Raw genomic sequence first — 17691 nt, forward strand, 5'->3', positions numbered from 1 at the left:
GCTAAATATTTAGCAGCGTGTCTATAAAGGAAAAATAATGACTATAAAAAAATCAGCGCTGGCAGTAACAATTGGCGCAGCAGTGGCATTGACCTCCTTCGCATCTCAGGCGGAAATCACGGTTCTTAAACAAGACCCTCAGGCAGGTAACCCGCTGAGCCGTCTTAACTTTACCGTTGGCGGCAGTATTCGTCCTCAGTTCAACATGATGACGGGCGACGGCGATAAAGGCTCCTACAAACGTAATGGCTTCGACGGCGGCACCCGTTTCCGTTTCGCAGCAGATTACTATCTGTTTGATGACATCAGCTGGATCAGCTACTACGAGCTGGGTGTGAACATTCCGGCGCTGTTCAACTGGGATAACCACTACGCTGAAGGTGCTAACGACACCTCTCGCCGTATGCTGTACACCGGTCTGAAGAGCGACACCTGGGGTACGCTGACCTTCGGTCAACAGAACAGCGTTTACTATGATGTGGTTGGCGTGAAAACCGATATCTGGGACTACGACATGATTGGTCAGGCTCCAGGTAACGGGATCAACGGTGACTACGACGGCTCTTATCGTTCACGCAAAATGCTGAAATATAAGAAAACCGTAGGTGATGCGGATATTTATGCATCCTACCTGTTTGAAGACAGCGAATACCTGCCGGGCAATGGCCTGCGTTACAAACGTAAAGGCGGCGGTTCACTGGGTCTGGATTACCACCTGACCACCGATCTGACCTGGGGCGCAGCGTGGAATTACACCCGCGCGGACATGCGTAACCCGGACAACGGCGACAGCAAATCTTACGACCAGAATATCCTCGGTACCGCGCTGAGCTGGACGCCGGATAACTGGACCTTCTCGGCTGGCGGCGGCTGGTACCAGAACTTCCTGACCACCAAAAAAGTGTCTACTGACAACTACTTTGCCGGTGATGCATGGGGTATTGAATACTTCGCAGGGTACAAATTCCCAATCGATCAGTATGCGGTGAAATCTATCCAGCCTTACTTCATGGGTGACCGTATTGAGTACGTGAATGGTCGTAACTACCAGCGTATCGATAACGGCGTGGGTGTTAGCGTCCAGCTGGACTACGGTTTCCGTGTTGATTACGAACACGTGTTCACCTCCAGCACGGATAACCTGGGCGACATGAACCTGGTGCGTCTGCGTTACGACTTCTAAGTTCAGTCAGCAGGGGAGTCACCCCGATATGAAAACGGCAACCCTGGGTTGCCGTTTTTTGTGCGCGTGATTCAGCGATTGAGCCAGTCAGCCACGTCCTCAAACGTTCCGCGATACACAATCTTCTCCGCCTTTTTTGCCAGCTGCCAGGTGTACATCGGGTCGTAATAGTCGTTCAGCAGCGGGGCAAGCCAGCGCAAATGCGCGTCGGTGCTGCCAGAACGTTGTTGCTCCTGCAGGGCGGAATCCAGCAGCGCCGTAAAGTCTGCAAAGCGCTGCAGCCCCAGACGGCGGCGAATGGCAAACAGGCCGTGGTGCAGGTATTCGCTGTACGCTTTCCAGCCCGCCTCTTCGCCAAAGGCAGCAGAAAAATCCGCCCACATATGGTCGAAATACTCTTCACGCAGGCGTTCAAGACGGACATCAAACGGGTCTTCTACTACCACAACAGGCGCCTGAACCATGCGGTCTCGCAGGCATTCCGGCAGGTGGTTGGAGCCAATCATCCGCCCTTCATCCTCCAGCACCCAGCGTGCGGCCTCTTTTTTCAACAGCACGACGGCGAGCTGATTTTCGAAGCTCGCCTGCGAAAGCTGTGGTGTGAGCGTGCGGCCAAACGACGAGCCGCGATGGTGCGCCAGCCCTTCCAGATCCACGCCCTGCGCGTGCTGTTTCACCAGCAACGTTTTGCCGCTCCCGGTACAGCCGCCGATCAGCACCATCGGTTTTTGCACCTGCTCAGCGGTTACCTCAATTGCGGTCTGACGCAGCGCTTTATAGCCGCCTGCGATCAGCGGGTAATCCACGCCGCGCGCTTTCAACCAGGCCTGAGTGATATGCGAGCGTTGACCGCCACGCGCGCAGCAGAGGTAGCCGGTGGGGTGGGAGAGACAGGCTTCGCGCCAGGCGTTAATGCGCATCTCACGGGTACTGCCTGCGACCAGGCTATGGCCGAGAGCAAGCGCAGCGTCCGGCCCCTGGCGTTTATAGCAGGTGCCGACGGCGGCGCGTTCATCATCGTTCATCAGAGGCAGGTTGATTGCCGCAGGCATCGCGCCCTGGGCGAATTCGATCGGCGCGCGAACGTCGATTAAAGGGGTATCGGATGCGAGGATCGCGCGATAGTCCGTTCCATCGTTCATGGTTTTTCCAGAAGAAAACTAAGCTGCAATGGGCGGGGATTGTACGCCGGGGAGGGGGAAGGTCAACTCCCCGGCAGAGGAGTATTACTTAAGCTTTGATTGCGCCCAGATAATTCCGCTCGCGTATTCCGGCGGCAGGAGAGGAATAATCGCTTCCAGCGTGGCGCCCAGACGATCGGTGTCGGTATCGTTCAGGTTCAGGTGACCGACCTTACGACCCGGACGCACCTCTTTGTCATACCAGTGCAGATGCACCAGCGGCAGCTTGAGCCAGTCGTAGTTCAGATCGGTACCGATCAGGTTGATCATCACCGACGGGCTGTTCACCACCGGCTGCGGCAGCGGCAGGTCAGTGATGGCGCGCAGGTGCAGCTCGAACTGGCTGATGGACGCCCCGTTTTGGGTCCAGTGACCGCTGTTGTGAACGCGCGGTGCCAGTTCGTTAATCAGCAGACCGGACGGCGTGACAAAACACTCCATCGCCATGACGCCGACGTAACCGAGTTCGTGCATGATGGCAGAGAGCATCTCTTCTGCCTGCGCCTGCTGTTCAGCACTGGCCTGCGGGAATGCAACGCTGGTACGCAGGATCCCGTCCTGATGCAGGTTATGCGTCAGCGGATAAAAAACGGTATGGCCGTCCTGCCCGCGAGCGCCCACCAGCGAGACTTCACCGCTGAAGTTAATGCCCTGCTCAACGATGCACTCCCCGTAGCAATCGTCCGGCAGCTCGTGAGTGTCATCGGCGCGCAGACGCCACTGTCCACGACCGTCGTACCCGCCGACGCGACGCTTCACAATTGCCAGCTCGCCCAGCATTGCAAATACATCCTTCCACTCGCTTTTATCGGACAACAGCTGCCACGGCGCAGTCGGCAGCCCGAGCTTATCGAACAGCTGCTTTTGCGTCAGACGGTCAGCAATAATGGGAAAGACGTCGCGGTTAACGAAGGCATTATGACGTGCCAGCTCGCGCGTCAGGGCCGTTTGTGGCCAGCGTTCAATCTCCGCGGTGATCACACTCTGGTGAAACGGCACGGCTTCCGGTTCGTCATCCAGCCCGACGGGCCAGACGGCAATACCCAGCGGCTCGCCGGCCTGACGCAGCATACGGCCTAACTGACCATTACCGAGGACACATACCTGCTTCATGCCGCACCCCGCGGGTCCGGATTGTCCAGCACCTCGTCGGTCTGAGCTTTACGCCAGTCCGCCAGACGCTGATGTAACGCTTTATCGTGAGTCGCCAGGATCTGCGCGGCGAGCAGGGCAGCGTTGGCAGCGCCCGCTTTACCAATGGCCAGCGTGCCGACCGGAATGCCACGCGGCATCTGAACGATGGAATAGAGGCTATCGACACCACTTAACGCAGCGCTTTGCACCGGAACACCCAGAACCGGTACCAGCGTTTTGGCGGCAATCATGCCTGGCAGATGTGCTGCGCCGCCCGCACCGGCAATGATCACCTCATAACCCTTCTCTTCGGCGCTTTCGGCGAAGCTGAACAGTTTGTCCGGTGTACGGTGTGCGGAGACCACTTCAACGTGGTGCGGAACATTCAGGATTTCAAAGATTTCGGCGGTGAACTGCATGGTAGCCCAGTCGCTTTTGGACCCCATCACGATGGCGACACGCGCCGGATTATTGCGGGAAGACATGCGTCTTAAAACTCCTGTGGTGCGAAACACACTGCTTTCGAGGGCACAGAGAATAGCATGTAATAGGGGCAAGGAAAACGGTTGCGCGGTTAAAAACTGAGCCGTTGTGGCTCTCAGGAGATAACAAAACAGACCGCGTTCTGGCGGTCTGTTTTATCAGGCATCGATGTGCTTTGATGTGCTTTTGACGGGCGGCACGGTCAGCAGACGTCTTATTTGGTCAGTTCTGCCGTCATGTGAACGCGGTTGTTAAACTGAGCGCTGGTGATTTTGTAAGACGCGCCCTGTTCAGCAGCCTGAGCGGCAATTTTCGCTTCTGCACGGTCAAGGGTAGAGGCCGTGGCGCTGACGCTCTGAGCAAAAGAACCGAAAGAGATCAGAGAGAGTGCGGCAACTGCAACGAAAGTTTTGATGGATTTCATGGTCGTATTCCTTAAATGTTTTATCTGGGATAGGGCGTGTTGCCCTGATGTGATAAATAATAGGCCGACCACGGGCTGATTAAAATCGAAACAATTTGCCGATATTGTTCAAAAAAATAGAATGATTTTTGACGGGTTAAAACGGGAAAGCGATCAGTTCCACACCGTCAGGCGTGACGCTGACCATAGAACCTTCGCTGTGCCAGGCCCCCAGGACGACGCGGTGGGCCGCTTCGCCGTTGGCGGTAAGGGTATGCACATCGGGACGATGAGTATGACCGTGGATCAACCACTGAACGCGGTGTTTTTCCATGACCCTGACTACCGCCTGGGGATTAACGTCCATAATGGCCATGGATTTTCCGCTGTTGGCGGCCTTACTGTCTGCACGCATTCTGGCTGCGATCCGCTTGCGGATAAACAGCGGCAGAGCCAGGAATAGTTTTTGGATCCACGGGGTATGAACCTTAGCGCGAAACGCCTGATAGCCGGTGTCGTCAGTGCAAAGTGTGTCACCGTGCATGATTAACACCTTTCGGCCATAAAGGTCGAGTACCTGCTCTTCCGGCAGCAGCGTCATGCCGCTTTCGCGGGCGTAGCGCTTGCCGAGCAGGAAATCACGATTGCCGTGGATAAAGAAGCAGGGGACGCCGGAATCGACCAGCGCGTTAATGGCAGCCGCCATCTCACGGTGCAGCGGGTTGGGATCGTCGTCGCCAATCCAGGCTTCAAACAGGTCACCCAGAATGTAAAGTGCATCGGCACTTTTCGCTTCACCGCGTAAAAAACGCAGAAAACCGGCGGTTATCGCCGGTTCTTCTGTTTGCAGGTGCAAATCTGCAATAAAGAGTGTCGCCACGAATTACTCGCTGACGGTCACGCTGTTAATCACGACGTCTTCTTTTGGAACGTCCTGATGCATGCCGCTGCGGCCGGTCGCCACGGCTTTGATTTTGTCGACTACGTCCATACCTTCAACCACTTCTGCGAAGACGCAGTAGCCCCAACCCTGCAGGCTTTCGCCGGAGAAGTTCAGGAAGTCGTTGTCAGCAACGTTGATGAAGAACTGGGCTGTTGCAGAGTGAGGAGCCTGCGTACGCGCCATCGCCAGCGTACCACGGGTGTTTTTCAGACCGTTGTTCGCTTCGTTTTTGATCGCTTCTTTCGTCGCTTTCTGGTTCATGCCAGGTTCGAAACCGCCGCCCTGGATCATAAAGCCGTTGATCACGCGGTGGAAAATAGTGTTGTTGTAGAAACCTTCGCGGCAGTAGTCCAGGAAGTTTTTAACTGTTTCAGGCGCTTTGTCATCAAAGGTTTTGATTACGATATCGCCATGATTAGTGTGGAAAGTAACCATTTTTGCATCCTGTTCCGTTATTGTGGTACGTCGACCCGCGTTTGGGTCATCTATAGGGGCTTGTTATAGCATAACCACAGGATGCGATCACCTTGCATTGTGTGCTGCTTCAGGTTTGAATTACAGGTAGAATAATCGGTTTTCAACCACACACGTGTTTACATGGAATCTTCGATGTTAAAAATCTTTAATACAATGACGCGCCAAAAAGAGGAATTTAAACCTATCCATGCCGGGGAAGTCGGCATGTACGTGTGTGGTATTACGGTTTACGATCTCTGTCATATCGGCCATGGCCGTACCTTTGTGGCATTCGACGTTGTCTCGCGCTACCTGCGTTTTCTGGGCTACAACCTGAAATACGTGCGTAACATCACCGACATCGACGACAAAATCATCAAGCGCGCGAACGAAAATGGCGAAAGCTTTGTTGCGCTGGTGGATCGTATGATCGCGGAAATGCACAAAGATTTCGACGCCCTGAATATTCAGCGTCCGGACAGCGAGCCGCGTGCCACCCACCATATCCACGAAATTATCGACATCACCGAGAAGCTGATCGAACGTGGTCACGCCTATGTGGCCGATAACGGTGACGTGATGTTTTCCGTGCCGACTGACCCTACCTACGGTCAGCTTTCCCGTCAGGATCTGGATCAGCTGCAGGCCGGTGCGCGCGTTGATGTGGTGGACGTGAAGCGTAACCCGATGGACTTCGTGCTGTGGAAGATGTCCAAAGAGGGCGAACCAAGCTGGCCTTCCCCGTGGGGCGAAGGGCGTCCTGGCTGGCACATTGAGTGCTCGGCGATGAACTGCAAACAGCTGGGCAAACATTTCGATATTCACGGTGGCGGTTCGGATCTGATGTTCCCGCACCATGAAAACGAAATTGCACAGTCAACCTGTGCGCATGGCGGCGAGTACGTGAACTACTGGATGCACTCCGGGATGGTGATGGTTGACCGTGAGAAGATGTCTAAATCTCTGGGCAACTTCTTCACCGTGCGCGACGTGCTGAAATATTACGATGCGGAAACCGTGCGCTACTTCCTGATGTCTGGTCACTATCGCAGCCAGCTGAACTACAGCGAAGAGAACCTGAAACAGGCGCGTGCGGCGCTGGAGCGTCTGTACACTGCCCTGCGCGGTACCGATAAATCTGTACCCGCGGCAGGCGGTGAGGCGTTTGAAGCGCGCTTTATTGACGTGATGAACGATGACTTCAACACGCCGGAAGCCTATTCCGTGCTGTTTGATATGGCGCGTGAAGTTAACCGTCTGAAGTCAAAAGATATGGCGGCAGCGAATGCATTGGCCTCCCATCTGCGTAAGCTCTCTTCGGTACTGGGTCTGCTGGAGCAGGAACCGGATCTGTTCCTGCAAAGCGGTGCACAGGCGGACAATAGCGAAGTGGCGGAGATTGAGCAACTTATCAACGCGCGTCTGGAAGCGCGTCAGGCGAAAGACTGGGCGGCAGCAGATGCCGCGCGTAACCGTCTGACGGAAATGGGCATCATTCTGGAAGATGGCCCGCAGGGAACCACCTGGCGTCGAAAATAATTCTGGTGCGCGCTGATGCCCTCTCCCACCGGGAGAGGGTGCAAACACTAAAACGGCAACTGGGTTGCCGTTTTGCTTTTACCTCCGCTTCCACCACAACAGCCCCATCAGTACGACCCCTGGCAGCCACACCCACAGCAGCTCCGACATAATCACCTGATGCCCGTAGGGCGTGGTATAGCGTGACAGCGCAAACGGCGCGACCTTAATGACCTGCCACGGTGCAAAAAACCGTTCATCTGACCACGGCCACAGCCAGCCGACGCCTTTTCCCCCGGTGGTGATGGAATCCAGCAAGCTGTGCGACAGCAGAGACACGGTTAAGAACAGCCAGCAGCGGGTCAGACTTGCCCGAAACCATCGTCGGCCCATCAGTACGCAAAGTATCGGCACCACAAAGGCAAACAGCAGGGAGTGGGTAAAGCCGCGGTGGCCGAACACATTGCCGTAGGCAACGCCGAACTTAAACGCCAGCACGTCGGCGTCCGGCAGCATGGCGAGGACGACGCCGGCAAGCAGCAGGCGGGGAGGGATGATTTTACGTCCCAGGCCTAAACCCAGACACAAAGGCACTGCAGCGTGGGTGATAACGGTAGGCATTGCGATTATCCATGGCAAAGCAGGGAAATATAGCAGCGAATGGGCGCAATGAGGATGGTGTTAGCGTCTTATTTACGCCGATTCCCGGGCAATAAGCTGCCCGGAAAGGGTGATACGCTGTGTTTGCAGATCCGGCTCTTTTAGCTTGCGGATGATCAACCCCGCCGCCTGACGCCCCGTCTCCTCACTGGCGGAGGAAACGTAGGTAAACGAGGGAGACGTCAGGTTCACGTGCAGCATATCTTCAAAACCGACCAGCGCGACCTGCTGGGTGAGAAACACATCTTTCCCCACGGTGCGCCCCACCTGATGAATGCCGGAGATGGAGCCGATCATCGCATCCGGCGAGTGGCAGAGCAGGGCGGTAATGGTGTTGTTTTTTTCCAGCAACTGGCGGGTGGCGAAACCTGCGGCCAGCGTGTCATCGCTACACGCAGGCGAGTATTCCTCACGCCAGACCAGGCCGTTCTGGGTCATCGCGCTGCGAAAGCCGAGCAGACGTTGCTCGCGGATAAGGCAGCCTTCACGACCCCCAATGTAGGCAATGTTGCGGTGTCCGCGCTCGATAAGATAACGCGCGGCAAGGTTCGCCGCCTGGCGGTTGTCGCGCATCACCAGATTGCATTTTTCATCCAGCAGGGACTGAGAGACCACCACCAGCGGCAGCGGGCACTGGCGGATGTGTTCCGGCAGCGAGGATGCCCGGGTGTCAGAGGCCAGATAGATAACGCCGGCGACCCCCTGCTGTTTAAACGACAGCAGGCAGCGCTCAAGATGTTCATGGTCGTTCAGCGGCTGGCCGAGGAAAACCATATACCCCTGTCTCTCCAGCTCCTGGACGATGCTCGCCATCACCTTAATGGAAAAGCTGTCGCTAAAGTCGCGCAGGATCAGGCCGATCAGGTTGGAGGTGTTGGCGCGGAGATTGGCAGCGGCGACGTTGTGAACATAGCCCAGCGTAGTGATGGCAGCATTGACCTTCGCGATCGTTGCGTCTGAAATTTTCCCTTTCTGGCGCAGCACCAGCGATACGGTGGAGACCGAAACGCCCGCATGCTTTGCGACATCAATAATGCTGACTTTCTTCAAAACCGCTCCCTGAAATTTACCGATTATCAGCCAGATAAGACAACGTCCCCCAGCGTACAGGAGACGTGTCGTTCAGGCATCTTATTATTTGCCAATCATGGTGGACATGGTCTGGGCGATAAACTGTGCTCTGGCACCGAAAATCACCTGAATACCGTTATCACCGACGAACACTACGCCGCGGGCGCCAAGGCCGTTCAGACCGTCCTTATCAACCGCTTCACTTTTTGCCACTTCCAGGCGCAGACGGGTGATGCAGGAGCCGACGGAGTCGATGTTGTGCGCGCCGCCCAGCAGGTTGATGATCTCTGTGGCGAGTTCTGAATCTGACTTATCGTCCGCACTGGCGGTCACTTCTGTACGGCCCGGCGTTTTCACGTCGAAACGACGGATCACAAAGCGGAACGTGAAGTAGTAAATCAGGCCCATCGGAATGCCGATAATAATGGCGTTCAGGAAGTTGGTTTTGTAGCCGTTAAATGACGGCAGGATCCCGAACGACAGGTAGTCGATAAAGCCCGCAGAGAACGACTTGGCGATATGCGCATGCAGCAGATACATGGTCATGTACGCCAGACCGGCCATGATGGCGTTAAAGACGTACAGAATAGGGGCGACGAAGATAAAGGTAAATTCAACCGGCTCGGTGATCCCCGTCAGGAAGCAGGTGAGCGCCGCAGAGAACAAAATACCGGCCGCGATTTTCTTATTTTTGGTGTGCGCTTCGTGGTACATCGCCAGACACGCCGCAGGCAGCGCGAACAGCATCAGCGGGAATTCACCCTGCATGAACTTACCGGCGTTCTGGTAGCTGTCACTGCTGAAGGATTTGACCCCTTCTTCGAGCATCTTAAACCAGATGGTCTGGTCGCCGTGAATCACCTGACCGGCCTGGGTGGTGTAATCCCCAAACGAATACCAGAAAGAGGGATACCAGATGTGGTGCAGGCCGAGTGGGATCAGCGCGCGTTCCACCAGACCGAAGATAAAGGTCGAGGCTGCCTGATTATCGCCATTAACCACCACGGAGAGCGCATCGATGCCCGCCTGGATATGCTGCCAGACATACGGCAACAGCAGGCCGAGCAGGAAAGAGAGAAACGCTGTCGCAATCGCCACAAAGCGTTTCCCGGAGAAGAACCCGAGGAACTCTGGCAACTGCAGGGTGTGGAAACGGTTATAGCACCAGGCGGCGAGAATCCCGCAGATCAGGCCGCCGAAGACGCCCATCTGCAACGTCGGGATGCCGACCACCATCGCGTATTTGCCGCCCTGAGACGCCATTTCCGGCGTGATGCTCAAGACGGTGCTGATGGTGATGTTGGTGACAAACACCGAGACCGCCGCCGAGAGCGCGGCAATGCCGGACTCGGATGCCAGCCCCACGGCGGAACCAATGGCAAACAGCATCGGCAGGTTATCAAAGATAACCCCGCCCGCGTTCATCATCAGCGGCAGGTGAAACTTATCGCCAAAGGCCAGCAGCAGGCCCGCAGCGGGAAGCAGTGAAATTGGCAGCATTAACGCGCGACCAATCATCGATAATTTAGAGAGCGATTTAACAAACCCTGATATCAGACTCATGCTGATTTCCCCCGAGTAGCGCTTTTTTTGGCGCTGTTATTGTAAGTAGAACGTTTTAGTAGAACGTTCTACTTATCGTGGGGAAAGAGTGAAAAACGCGCAACAGAATTTTCACTTTTCAACAGATGAAATAGTGATTATTTGAAGTCGATCGATAATTAACCGTGATGGGTGTGGGGGAATGTGGGTTCCCTCTCCCGACGGGAGAGGGGGGAGAGCATCAGGCGGTCACCGTCACGGTTTGCCCTTCAAAGCTCACGGTCTGACCCGCGACAATTTTGCAGCGCTTGCGGGTTTCCACTGCGCCGTCCACCTTAACAAGCCCGTCGGCAATGGCGATTTTGGCCTGTGCGCCGCTTTCGGTCCAGCCTTCCAGCTTCAGCAGATCGCACAGCTCAACGTGCGGGTGTTTACCTAATGAAAATGTGGCCATCTTACGCGTCCTCTACGTCGTGGTACTCTTCGCATGCCTGCAAAGTATTCTGAATCAGTGTGGCAACGGTCATCGGGCCTACGCCGCCCGGAACTGGGGTAATGTAAGAGGCGCGAGCCGCAGCATCTTCGTAAACCACGTCACCAACCACTTTCCCGTTTTCCAGACGGTTAATACCGACGTCCACAACGATCGCGCCTTCTTTAATCCATTCACCCGGAATAAAGCCCGGCTTCCCGACCGCCACGATCAGCAGATCGGCGTTTTCTACGTGATGACGCAGATTTTTGGTGAAGCGGTGGGTCACGGTGGTGGTGCAGCCAGCGAGCAGCAGCTCCATGCTCATCGGACGGCCAACAATGTTTGATGCGCCAATGACCACGGCGTTCAGACCGTAGGTATCGATGTTATAACGCTCCAGCAGCGTAACGATACCGCGCGGCGTGCATGGACGCAGACGCGGGGCGCGCTGGCACAGACGGCCCACGTTGTACGGGTGGAAACCATCAACGTCTTTGTCGGGGGCGATACGTTCCAGCACCTTCACGTTGTCGATGCCGGCTGGCAGCGGCAGCTGAACCAGAATACCGTCGATCGCGTTGTCGGCATTCAGGGTATCAATAAGTTCCAGCAGTTCTGCTTCGCTGGTGGTTTCCGGCAAATCGTAAGAGCGGGAGACGAACCCCACCTCTTCACACGCTTTGCGTTTGCTGCCGACATAAATCTGCGATGCCGGGTTGCTGCCGACCAGCACAACGGCCAGCCCGGGGGCGCGTTTTCCGGCAGCTTTACGCGCCTTCACTTTTTCCGCGACCTCAGAGCGCACCTGCTGCGCAATCGTTTTACCGTCAATAATCTTTGCTGCCATCAGAGAGAAGATTCCGTCTGTAACGTTTGAAAGGGGGGATTGCCTGTATTTTGTCAGAAGCGAGCGCCGCTGTCAGTCACCCTTTGCGAGTTTTCATCAGGAGGCCGTAAAAACCCTTCTGAGGGGATGGTCAATTTCTTAGGCAGGATTAGGATGTGACCTGGCGAAATGACAGCGTTTTGACATATTTTAAAATACATTCATGAGCTACTTTGTCTCCTCCGAAATAAGCTTTCAATTAATCAATTGAACGTATTTCTTATTCCCGATTATTCGCGGGAAGGGTTATTTACATTTTAAAGGAATAGACATGAAACTCAGCAACATTGCTTCTACTGTTATTGCTACTCTGGCCCTGGTTGCGGGTGCCGCAAATGCAGCAGATCCAGCCACTCCGGTTACCGTAAATGGCGGTACCGTACACTTTAAAGGTGAACTGGTTAATGCTGCATGTTCAGTAAATACTGATTCTTCCGAGCAGACGGTTAACCTGGGCCAATACCGTACCGCGAAGTTCACGAAAGTGGGTGACACCACCTCTAATATTCCGTTCACCATTGAACTGAATGATTGTGACCCGCTGGTTGCGAAAACGGCCGCAGTTGCGTTCACCGGTCAGATCGACGCGACCGACAAAACCCTGCTGGCGGTAACCTCTGGTAACAACGACAACTCCGCGAAGGGCGTGGGCATCGAGATCCTCGACAGCAAATCCACCACCCTGACTCCAGATGGTTCAACCTTCTCTGCCGCGCAGAACCTGATCGAAGGGACTAACACCCTGAACTTCACCGCGCGTTACAAATCAACGGCTGCGACCACCGAGCCAGGCCAGGCAAACGCTGACGCCACTTTCGTAATGAAATACGAGTAATTCCTCCGCACAGGGATGTTCAGGCCTCAGGGAAGAGGCCGTCATACGCAAAGGCCAGGAACGAAGGATGACAAGGACCGGAACACTACTGCTGTTAACCCTTGCGATGGCCTGCCAGGCCTCAGCACATACCGTGGTAATCGACGGCGGCAAAGTTCATCTCAGAGGTGAGCTGGTGAACGGCGGCTGCGCCGTGGCACCCGACAGCCAGAACATGCGCATCGAAATGGGGCAGTACCGAACCAATTCATTTTCCGGTGTGGGCAGTTTTTCCACGGTCAATGTGCCCTTCACCGTGCGGCTGCTGGATTGCAGCGTGGATGTCTCGCGCACCGTGGGGATCCAGTTTCAGGGCGTTACGCCAGCAGAAGATCCGCAGGTTTTTCTGGCGACATCGCGGCCAGGTGAATCACCGATAAGCAGCGGCGTCGGGCTGGCTCTTTTTGACGAACAACAACGTCAGATTATCCCGAACGCAACGGCCGTCAGCTGGTTGCCGGTGAATACCAGTGAGCTTGCGTTTCATTTTAGCGCCCGCTATCGGGCTATTTCCGAACACCTCGTGCCAGGCAATATTCAGTCGGATGTCTGGTTTACGTTGATTTATCCATAACACCTGCGAACACATTATTAAAGGTACGGTTGTGATGAATACCCTAATTAAACCAGGACTGTTTTTATCGTTAATTTTAATGATGGTTTCTGCATGCGCAAATGCTTCCGGCGGTATTGCGCTGGGGGCCACCCGCGTTATTTATCCGGCAGATGCAAAGCAAACTTCGCTGGCGATCACCAACAGCAATAAACAAGAGCGCTATTTAATCAACGCGTGGATCGAAAATGCGAACGGGCAAAAAGAAAAAACCTTTGCCGTGACCCCGCCGCTGTTTGTCAGCGAGCCGGACAGCGAAAACACGCTGCGCATTATTTATGCCGGGCCCGCGCTGCCTGCCGATCGTGAATCGCTCTTCTACATGAACGTGAAAGCGATCCCGTCCGTGAACAAAGCGAAAACGGAAAACAATAACGTGCTGCAGCTGGCTATCCTGTCGCGGATCAAGCTGTTTGTCCGCCCGACAAATTTGCCGATGCAGCCGGAAGAGGCGCTCTCGCAGCTGCGTTTTGAGCGCGTCGGCAACCACCTTAAAGTCAGTAACGCTTCGCCGTATTACATCACGCTGGTCAATATGAAGCTGGGCGGACAGACGCTGGATAACCTGATGGTTGCGCCTAAAAACTCGGCGCAGCAGGTACTGCCAGCCGCCGCAAGCGGTACGCTCTCCTGGCAGAGCGTGAATGACTACGGTGCCATTACGCCGGCGCGTAGCGTCAACCTGTGAGCAGAGTCAGGGCGATGAATAATCACCAGGGACGTTACTGCCCGGTCGCACTGGCGCTGATGGCAGCGCTCTGGCCACAGGCTGGCTGGAGCGAAAGCTACTTTAACCCGGCCTTCTTGTCCGATGACACCGCCAACGTGGCGGATTTATCGCGTTTTGAACAAGGTCACCAGCAGGCGCCTGGCGTTTATCGCGTGGATATCTGGCGTAACGATGAGTTTATCGCGACGCAGGATGTGCGCTTCGAGCAGGCCGACAATACACCGCCGGTTGCCGGTGGGCTGTCGCCGTGCATTACGCGCGTGATGCTGGAGCGTTTTGGCGTCAATATCGCAGCCTTTCCTGAGCTGGTTAATGTGAAAGGGGAGACCTGTATTCCCCTGGCGAAGGCTATTCCAGGCAGTGAGATCGCGTTCAACTTCGCCTCGCTGCGCCTGAATATCAGCCTGCCACAGGTGGCGATGCAGAACAGCGCACGCGGTTATATTCCGCCCGATCAATGGGATGAAGGGATCCCTGCCGCGCTGGTGAACTACAGCTTTACCGGCAACCGCGGGAGCGAGGACGACAGCTATTATCTGAACCTGCAGAGCGGGCTGAACTATGGCGCGTGGCGTTTACGCAATAATGGCGCATGGCGTTACACGCAGAATAACGGGCAGCGGCACAGCAACTGGCAGAATATTGGCACCTGGGCGCAGCGCACCGTGATCCCGCTGAAAAGCGAGCTGGTGCTGGGCGACAGCAATACCGGTAATGACGTTTTCGACAGCGTGGGTTTTCGCGGCGGGCGGCTCTTCTCGTCTGACAGCATGTACCCGGACAGCCTGCAGGGCTACGCACCAACCGTTCGCGGCATCGCCCGGACGCCCGCCAAAGTGGTCGTTCGACAAAACGGCTACGTTATCTATCAAAGCTATGTACAGCCTGGCGCCTTTGCCATCACCGATCTTAACCCAACCTCGTCAAGCGGTGACCTTGAGGTGACAGTTGAAGAGAAGGATGGCAGCCAGCAGCGCTATACCGTGCCGTATTCCACCGTGCCCCTCCTGCAGCGCGAAGGGCGCTGGAAGTATGACCTGGTGGCCGGGGATTACCGCAGCGGCAACAGCGAACAGGATACGCCATTCTTCACGCAGGGTACGTTGATTACCGGGCTTGGCGACGGCTACACGCTGTACGGCGGTACCCAGCTGGCGTCACGTTATACCGCAGTGGCCATCGGGGCCGGGAAAAACCTCGGTGACTGGGGGGCGGTGTCGCTCGATATCACCCATGCCCGCAGCCAGCTTGCGGATGACAGCCGCCATGAAGGGCAGTCGCTGCGTTTCCTCTATGCAAAATCGCTTAACGGATTCGGAACCAACTTCCAGCTGCTGGGCTACCGCTACTCCACAAAAGGGTTCTACACCCTGGACGATGTCGCGTGGCGTTCAATGGAAGGCTACCAGTATGCCGACAACCAGGATGATGACGGTGTGCCGGATGTGGAGAGTTATCACAACCTGACGTGGAATAAAAAAGGGCGCTTCCAGCTCAATATTTCCCAGTCGCTGGGGGATTACGGCTCGGTCTATATCTCTGGTAGTGAACAGACGTACTGGGGCACCGATGAGTCCAACCTCTGGTATCAGCTGGGGTACGCGGGTGGCGTGAAGGGCATCAACTACTCCGTGTCCTGGTCATGGAACAAATCGGTCGGGATAGACGGCACGGACCGAATCGCGTCGTTTAACGTCTCCGTACCGTTCAGCCTCTTTACCCGCCAGGGTTTTCGTCGGGACAGCGCCATTGACCGCGCCTATGCCACGGCGTCAGCCAGCCGTAATAGTGATGGCGACACAAGCTGGCAAACCGGGGTCAGTGGGACGTTGCTGGAAGATCGCAACCTGAACTACAGCGTGACCCAGGGCCACACCAGCAATAACGGCTCAAGCGGAAGCGCCAGCGCGAACTGGCAGGCAACCTACGGCACGCTGGGGGTTGGCTACAACTACGCACGCGACCAGCACGATCTCAACTGGCAGCTCTCCGGCGGCGTGGTCGGCCATGCGGATGGCGTAACCTTCAGCCAGCCGCTGGGTGATACCAACGTTCTGATCAAAGCGCCGGGAGCATCGGGCGTGAGCGTGGAAAACCAGACCGGTGTGAAAACCGACTGGCGTGGCTATGCGGTGATGCCGTATGCCACCGTCTACCGCTATAACCGCGTGGCGCTGGATACCAACACCATGAGCAATAACACCGATATCGAAAATAACGTGAGCAGCGTGGTGCCGACAAAAGGGGCGCTGGTGCGCGCCAGCTTTGATACCCGTATTGGCGTGCGCGCCCTGCTGACCGTCACGCGCGGCAACCAGCCTGTGCCATTCGGTGCCGTGGTGCGTGAAACCCAGAGCGGCGTCACCAGTATGGTGGGCGATGACGGACAGATTTACCTGAGCGGCCTGCCGCTGGAAGGTGAACTGCTGATCCAGTGGGGCAACGGGATGCAATCCCAGTGTCGTGCGCACTACAGCTTGCCAGAAAAGAGCCTTCAACAGGCAATCACACTTAAGGGGATTCGCTGTGAGTAAAATCCATTGCCTGGCTTTATCACTTCTCTCTATTTTGCCCGTGGGGAATGCCTTAGCCACCGTGTGTGTGAATGAAAAGGGCGTCCCTACGGAGGTGCATTACGACCTGACGGATAAATTTAACAGTTCGAATAACCAGATCGGACAGGTGGTGACGCTCAGCGAGAAATCGCAGTGGGTGGGTGTGAATGCCGTCTGCCCGAAGGGTACCACCGGGAACACGACCAAACGTAGTTATGTTACCGATTACCCGGTCACGGGAACGAGTGATGGCTATCAGTACTTGAAGCTAAACGACTATCTGGATGGGGCAATGAAAATTACGGACAGCTTTGCTGGCGTATTTTATCCGCCAAAAAGTTACATCCAGATGGGGAGTCACCCGAATGTCTCTAAAAACAAACCGTTTGGCGTTCAGGATTCCAGCCTCGTCTTTCGCCTTAAAGTGACCCGACGGTTTATAAATATGGTGGTGATCCCGCGGGCGACCATGTTCCGCGTCTATGTCACCACCACCTCTTCTGATCCGTTAACCTCGCCGGTCTACACCATCAGCTACAGCGGGACCATTCAGGTGCCACAAAGCTGCGCCATCAATGCGGGGAATATCGTGGAGTTTGACTTCGGCGATATCGGGGCCTCCCTGTTCAGCAAGGCCGGGGCGGGTAACAAACCGGAGGGGGTAACCGCACAAAGCAAAACCATCGCCATCAAATGCACCAACGTGGAAGCGAACGCAATGCTGACGATGCGCGTTGAGGCAGAAAAGGTCTCCAGCAACGCGGTGGTGTCGGATAACCCCGATGTGGGGTTTGTGATTGCCAACGAAAGCGGTACCCCGCTAACCCCCAACAACCTGACCAGCAAAATTCCGTTCCGGCTCGACGACAGTGCGCAGGCGCAGGTGGGGATCCGGGTCTGGCCGGTCAGTGTGACGGGGAATAAGCCTGCGGAAGGCCGTTTCACGTCGCGGGGTTATCTGCGTGTGGATTACGATTAAGGGGA

The 17691-nt window shown here is 55.7% G+C and carries 18 protein-coding genes; 7 read left to right on the top strand and 11 right to left on the bottom strand.

Features of this window, described 5'->3' with window-relative positions; all coding sequences use genetic code 11:
• Nucleotides 1-37 precede the first annotated feature (37 nt).
• Nucleotides 38-1183: a porin gene (locus tag QMG44_RS01005; protein ID WP_014168933.1), complete on the top strand. Its 1146-nt coding sequence runs from the start codon at nucleotides 38-40 to the stop codon at nucleotides 1181-1183.
• 71 nt (nucleotides 1184-1254) lie between these two features.
• Here QMG44_RS01005 and mnmH read toward each other — a convergent pair whose 3' ends face one another.
• From mnmH to ppiB, 6 genes are all read right to left on the bottom strand, one after another.
• On the bottom strand, nucleotides 1255-2325 hold the full coding sequence (gene mnmH / locus QMG44_RS01010; RefSeq protein WP_086532863.1) for a tRNA 2-selenouridine(34) synthase MnmH: 1071 nt from the start codon (nucleotides 2323-2325) through the stop codon (nucleotides 1255-1257).
• Between the two features lie 84 nt (nucleotides 2326-2409).
• Nucleotides 2410-3477, bottom strand: a complete 1068-nt coding sequence (gene purK, locus QMG44_RS01015; RefSeq protein WP_025204827.1) for a 5-(carboxyamino)imidazole ribonucleotide synthase — start codon at nucleotides 3475-3477, stop codon at nucleotides 2410-2412.
• Nucleotides 3474-3983, bottom strand: coding sequence for a 5-(carboxyamino)imidazole ribonucleotide mutase (purE, locus tag QMG44_RS01020; RefSeq protein WP_020885164.1), 510 nt, complete (start codon nucleotides 3981-3983; stop codon nucleotides 3474-3476). The genes purK and purE overlap by 4 nt, the downstream gene beginning before the upstream one ends.
• A 212-nt stretch (nucleotides 3984-4195) precedes the next feature.
• The gene (locus tag QMG44_RS01025; RefSeq protein ID WP_013095921.1) at nucleotides 4196-4405 is read right to left on the bottom strand and encodes a YdgH/BhsA/McbA-like domain containing protein; all 210 of its coding nucleotides are present in this window, start codon (nucleotides 4403-4405) and stop codon (nucleotides 4196-4198) included.
• 136 nt (nucleotides 4406-4541) lie between these two features.
• Entirely contained in the window at nucleotides 4542-5264 is a 723-nt protein-coding gene (lpxH, locus tag QMG44_RS01030; RefSeq protein WP_040016809.1) for a UDP-2,3-diacylglucosamine diphosphatase, read from the bottom strand.
• A 3-nt stretch (nucleotides 5265-5267) separates the two neighbouring features.
• On the bottom strand, nucleotides 5268-5762 hold the full coding sequence (gene ppiB / locus QMG44_RS01035; RefSeq protein WP_014168939.1) for a peptidylprolyl isomerase B: 495 nt from the start codon (nucleotides 5760-5762) through the stop codon (nucleotides 5268-5270).
• Nucleotides 5763-5936: 174 nt separating this feature from the next.
• Between ppiB and cysS the strand changes: the two genes are divergently transcribed.
• A complete protein-coding gene (gene cysS, locus QMG44_RS01040; RefSeq protein ID WP_086532862.1) occupies nucleotides 5937-7322 on the top strand; it encodes a cysteine--tRNA ligase in 1386 nt (461 codons plus the stop codon).
• Between the two features lie 78 nt (nucleotides 7323-7400).
• Here the strand turns inward: cysS and QMG44_RS01045 are convergent, their stop codons facing one another.
• From QMG44_RS01045 to folD, 5 genes are all read right to left on the bottom strand, one after another.
• Complete coding sequence (locus QMG44_RS01045; protein ID WP_086532861.1) at nucleotides 7401-7922, bottom strand: metal-dependent hydrolase; 522 nt, start codon at nucleotides 7920-7922, stop codon at nucleotides 7401-7403.
• A 72-nt stretch (nucleotides 7923-7994) separates the two neighbouring features.
• Nucleotides 7995-9011, bottom strand: coding sequence for a Mal regulon transcriptional regulator MalI (malI, locus tag QMG44_RS01050; protein ID WP_014168942.1), 1017 nt, complete (start codon nucleotides 9009-9011; stop codon nucleotides 7995-7997).
• A gap of 84 nt (nucleotides 9012-9095) precedes the next feature.
• Nucleotides 9096-10595: a PTS transporter subunit EIIC gene (locus tag QMG44_RS01055; RefSeq protein ID WP_014168943.1), complete on the bottom strand. Its 1500-nt coding sequence runs from the start codon at nucleotides 10593-10595 to the stop codon at nucleotides 9096-9098.
• A 220-nt stretch (nucleotides 10596-10815) separates the two neighbouring features.
• Nucleotides 10816-11028: a ribosome-associated protein YbcJ gene (gene ybcJ, locus QMG44_RS01060; protein ID WP_014168944.1), complete on the bottom strand. Its 213-nt coding sequence runs from the start codon at nucleotides 11026-11028 to the stop codon at nucleotides 10816-10818.
• A gap of 1 nt (nucleotide 11029) precedes the next feature.
• A complete protein-coding gene (folD, locus tag QMG44_RS01065) occupies nucleotides 11030-11896 on the bottom strand; it encodes a bifunctional methylenetetrahydrofolate dehydrogenase/methenyltetrahydrofolate cyclohydrolase FolD (RefSeq protein WP_014168945.1) in 867 nt (288 codons plus the stop codon).
• Between the two features lie 310 nt (nucleotides 11897-12206).
• On the opposite strand from folD, the gene fimA reads away from it, so the two are divergent.
• From fimA to fimH, 5 genes are all read left to right on the top strand, one after another.
• A complete protein-coding gene (fimA, locus tag QMG44_RS01070; protein WP_014168946.1) occupies nucleotides 12207-12770 on the top strand; it encodes a type 1 fimbrial major subunit FimA in 564 nt (187 codons plus the stop codon).
• A gap of 67 nt (nucleotides 12771-12837) precedes the next feature.
• Nucleotides 12838-13383 carry a type 1 fimbrial protein subunit FimI gene (fimI, locus tag QMG44_RS01075; RefSeq protein ID WP_020885157.1) on the top strand — a complete coding sequence of 182 codons (546 nt, stop codon included), beginning with the start codon at nucleotides 12838-12840 and terminating at the stop codon, nucleotides 13381-13383.
• Nucleotides 13384-13417: 34 nt separating this feature from the next.
• On the top strand, nucleotides 13418-14110 hold the full coding sequence (gene fimC, locus QMG44_RS01080; RefSeq protein ID WP_020885156.1) for a type 1 fimbria chaperone FimC: 693 nt from the start codon (nucleotides 13418-13420) through the stop codon (nucleotides 14108-14110).
• A gap of 14 nt (nucleotides 14111-14124) precedes the next feature.
• Complete coding sequence (locus tag QMG44_RS01085) at nucleotides 14125-16686, top strand: fimbrial biogenesis usher protein (protein WP_044866375.1); 2562 nt, start codon at nucleotides 14125-14127, stop codon at nucleotides 16684-16686.
• Nucleotides 16679-17686, top strand: coding sequence for a type 1 fimbria D-mannose specific adhesin FimH (fimH, locus tag QMG44_RS01090; protein WP_020885154.1), 1008 nt, complete (start codon nucleotides 16679-16681; stop codon nucleotides 17684-17686). The genes QMG44_RS01085 and fimH overlap by 8 nt, the downstream gene beginning before the upstream one ends.
• The last annotated feature ends 5 nt before the right edge of the window (nucleotides 17687-17691 follow it).

It is taken from the genome of Enterobacter sp. 200527-13 (genome assembly GCF_027924865.1).
In the GTDB taxonomy this organism is placed as follows: domain Bacteria; phylum Pseudomonadota; class Gammaproteobacteria; order Enterobacterales; family Enterobacteriaceae; genus Enterobacter; species Enterobacter ludwigii.

Coding starts and splice junctions, on each gene's coding strand:
- QMG44_RS01005 (WP_014168933.1), top strand. CDS start 38: ATGACTATAAAAAAATCAGCGCTGGCAGTAACAATTGGCGCAGCAGTG.
- mnmH (WP_086532863.1), bottom strand. CDS start 2,325: ATGAACGATGGAACGGACTATCGCGCGATCCTCGCATCCGATACCCCT.
- purK (WP_025204827.1), bottom strand. CDS start 3,477: ATGAAGCAGGTATGTGTCCTCGGTAATGGTCAGTTAGGCCGTATGCTG.
- purE (WP_020885164.1), bottom strand. CDS start 3,983: ATGTCTTCCCGCAATAATCCGGCGCGTGTCGCCATCGTGATGGGGTCC.
- QMG44_RS01025 (WP_013095921.1), bottom strand. CDS start 4,405: ATGAAATCCATCAAAACTTTCGTTGCAGTTGCCGCACTCTCTCTGATC.
- ppiB (WP_014168939.1), bottom strand. CDS start 5,762: ATGGTTACTTTCCACACTAATCATGGCGATATCGTAATCAAAACCTTT.
- cysS (WP_086532862.1), top strand. CDS start 5,937: ATGTTAAAAATCTTTAATACAATGACGCGCCAAAAAGAGGAATTTAAA.
- QMG44_RS01045 (WP_086532861.1), bottom strand. CDS start 7,922: ATGCCTACCGTTATCACCCACGCTGCAGTGCCTTTGTGTCTGGGTTTA.
- QMG44_RS01055 (WP_014168943.1), bottom strand. CDS start 10,595: ATGAGTCTGATATCAGGGTTTGTTAAATCGCTCTCTAAATTATCGATG.
- ybcJ (WP_014168944.1), bottom strand. CDS start 11,028: ATGGCCACATTTTCATTAGGTAAACACCCGCACGTTGAGCTGTGCGAT.
- folD (WP_014168945.1), bottom strand. CDS start 11,896: ATGGCAGCAAAGATTATTGACGGTAAAACGATTGCGCAGCAGGTGCGC.
- fimA (WP_014168946.1), top strand. CDS start 12,207: ATGAAACTCAGCAACATTGCTTCTACTGTTATTGCTACTCTGGCCCTG.
- fimI (WP_020885157.1), top strand. CDS start 12,838: ATGACAAGGACCGGAACACTACTGCTGTTAACCCTTGCGATGGCCTGC.
- fimC (WP_020885156.1), top strand. CDS start 13,418: ATGAATACCCTAATTAAACCAGGACTGTTTTTATCGTTAATTTTAATG.
- QMG44_RS01085 (WP_044866375.1), top strand. CDS start 14,125: ATGAATAATCACCAGGGACGTTACTGCCCGGTCGCACTGGCGCTGATG.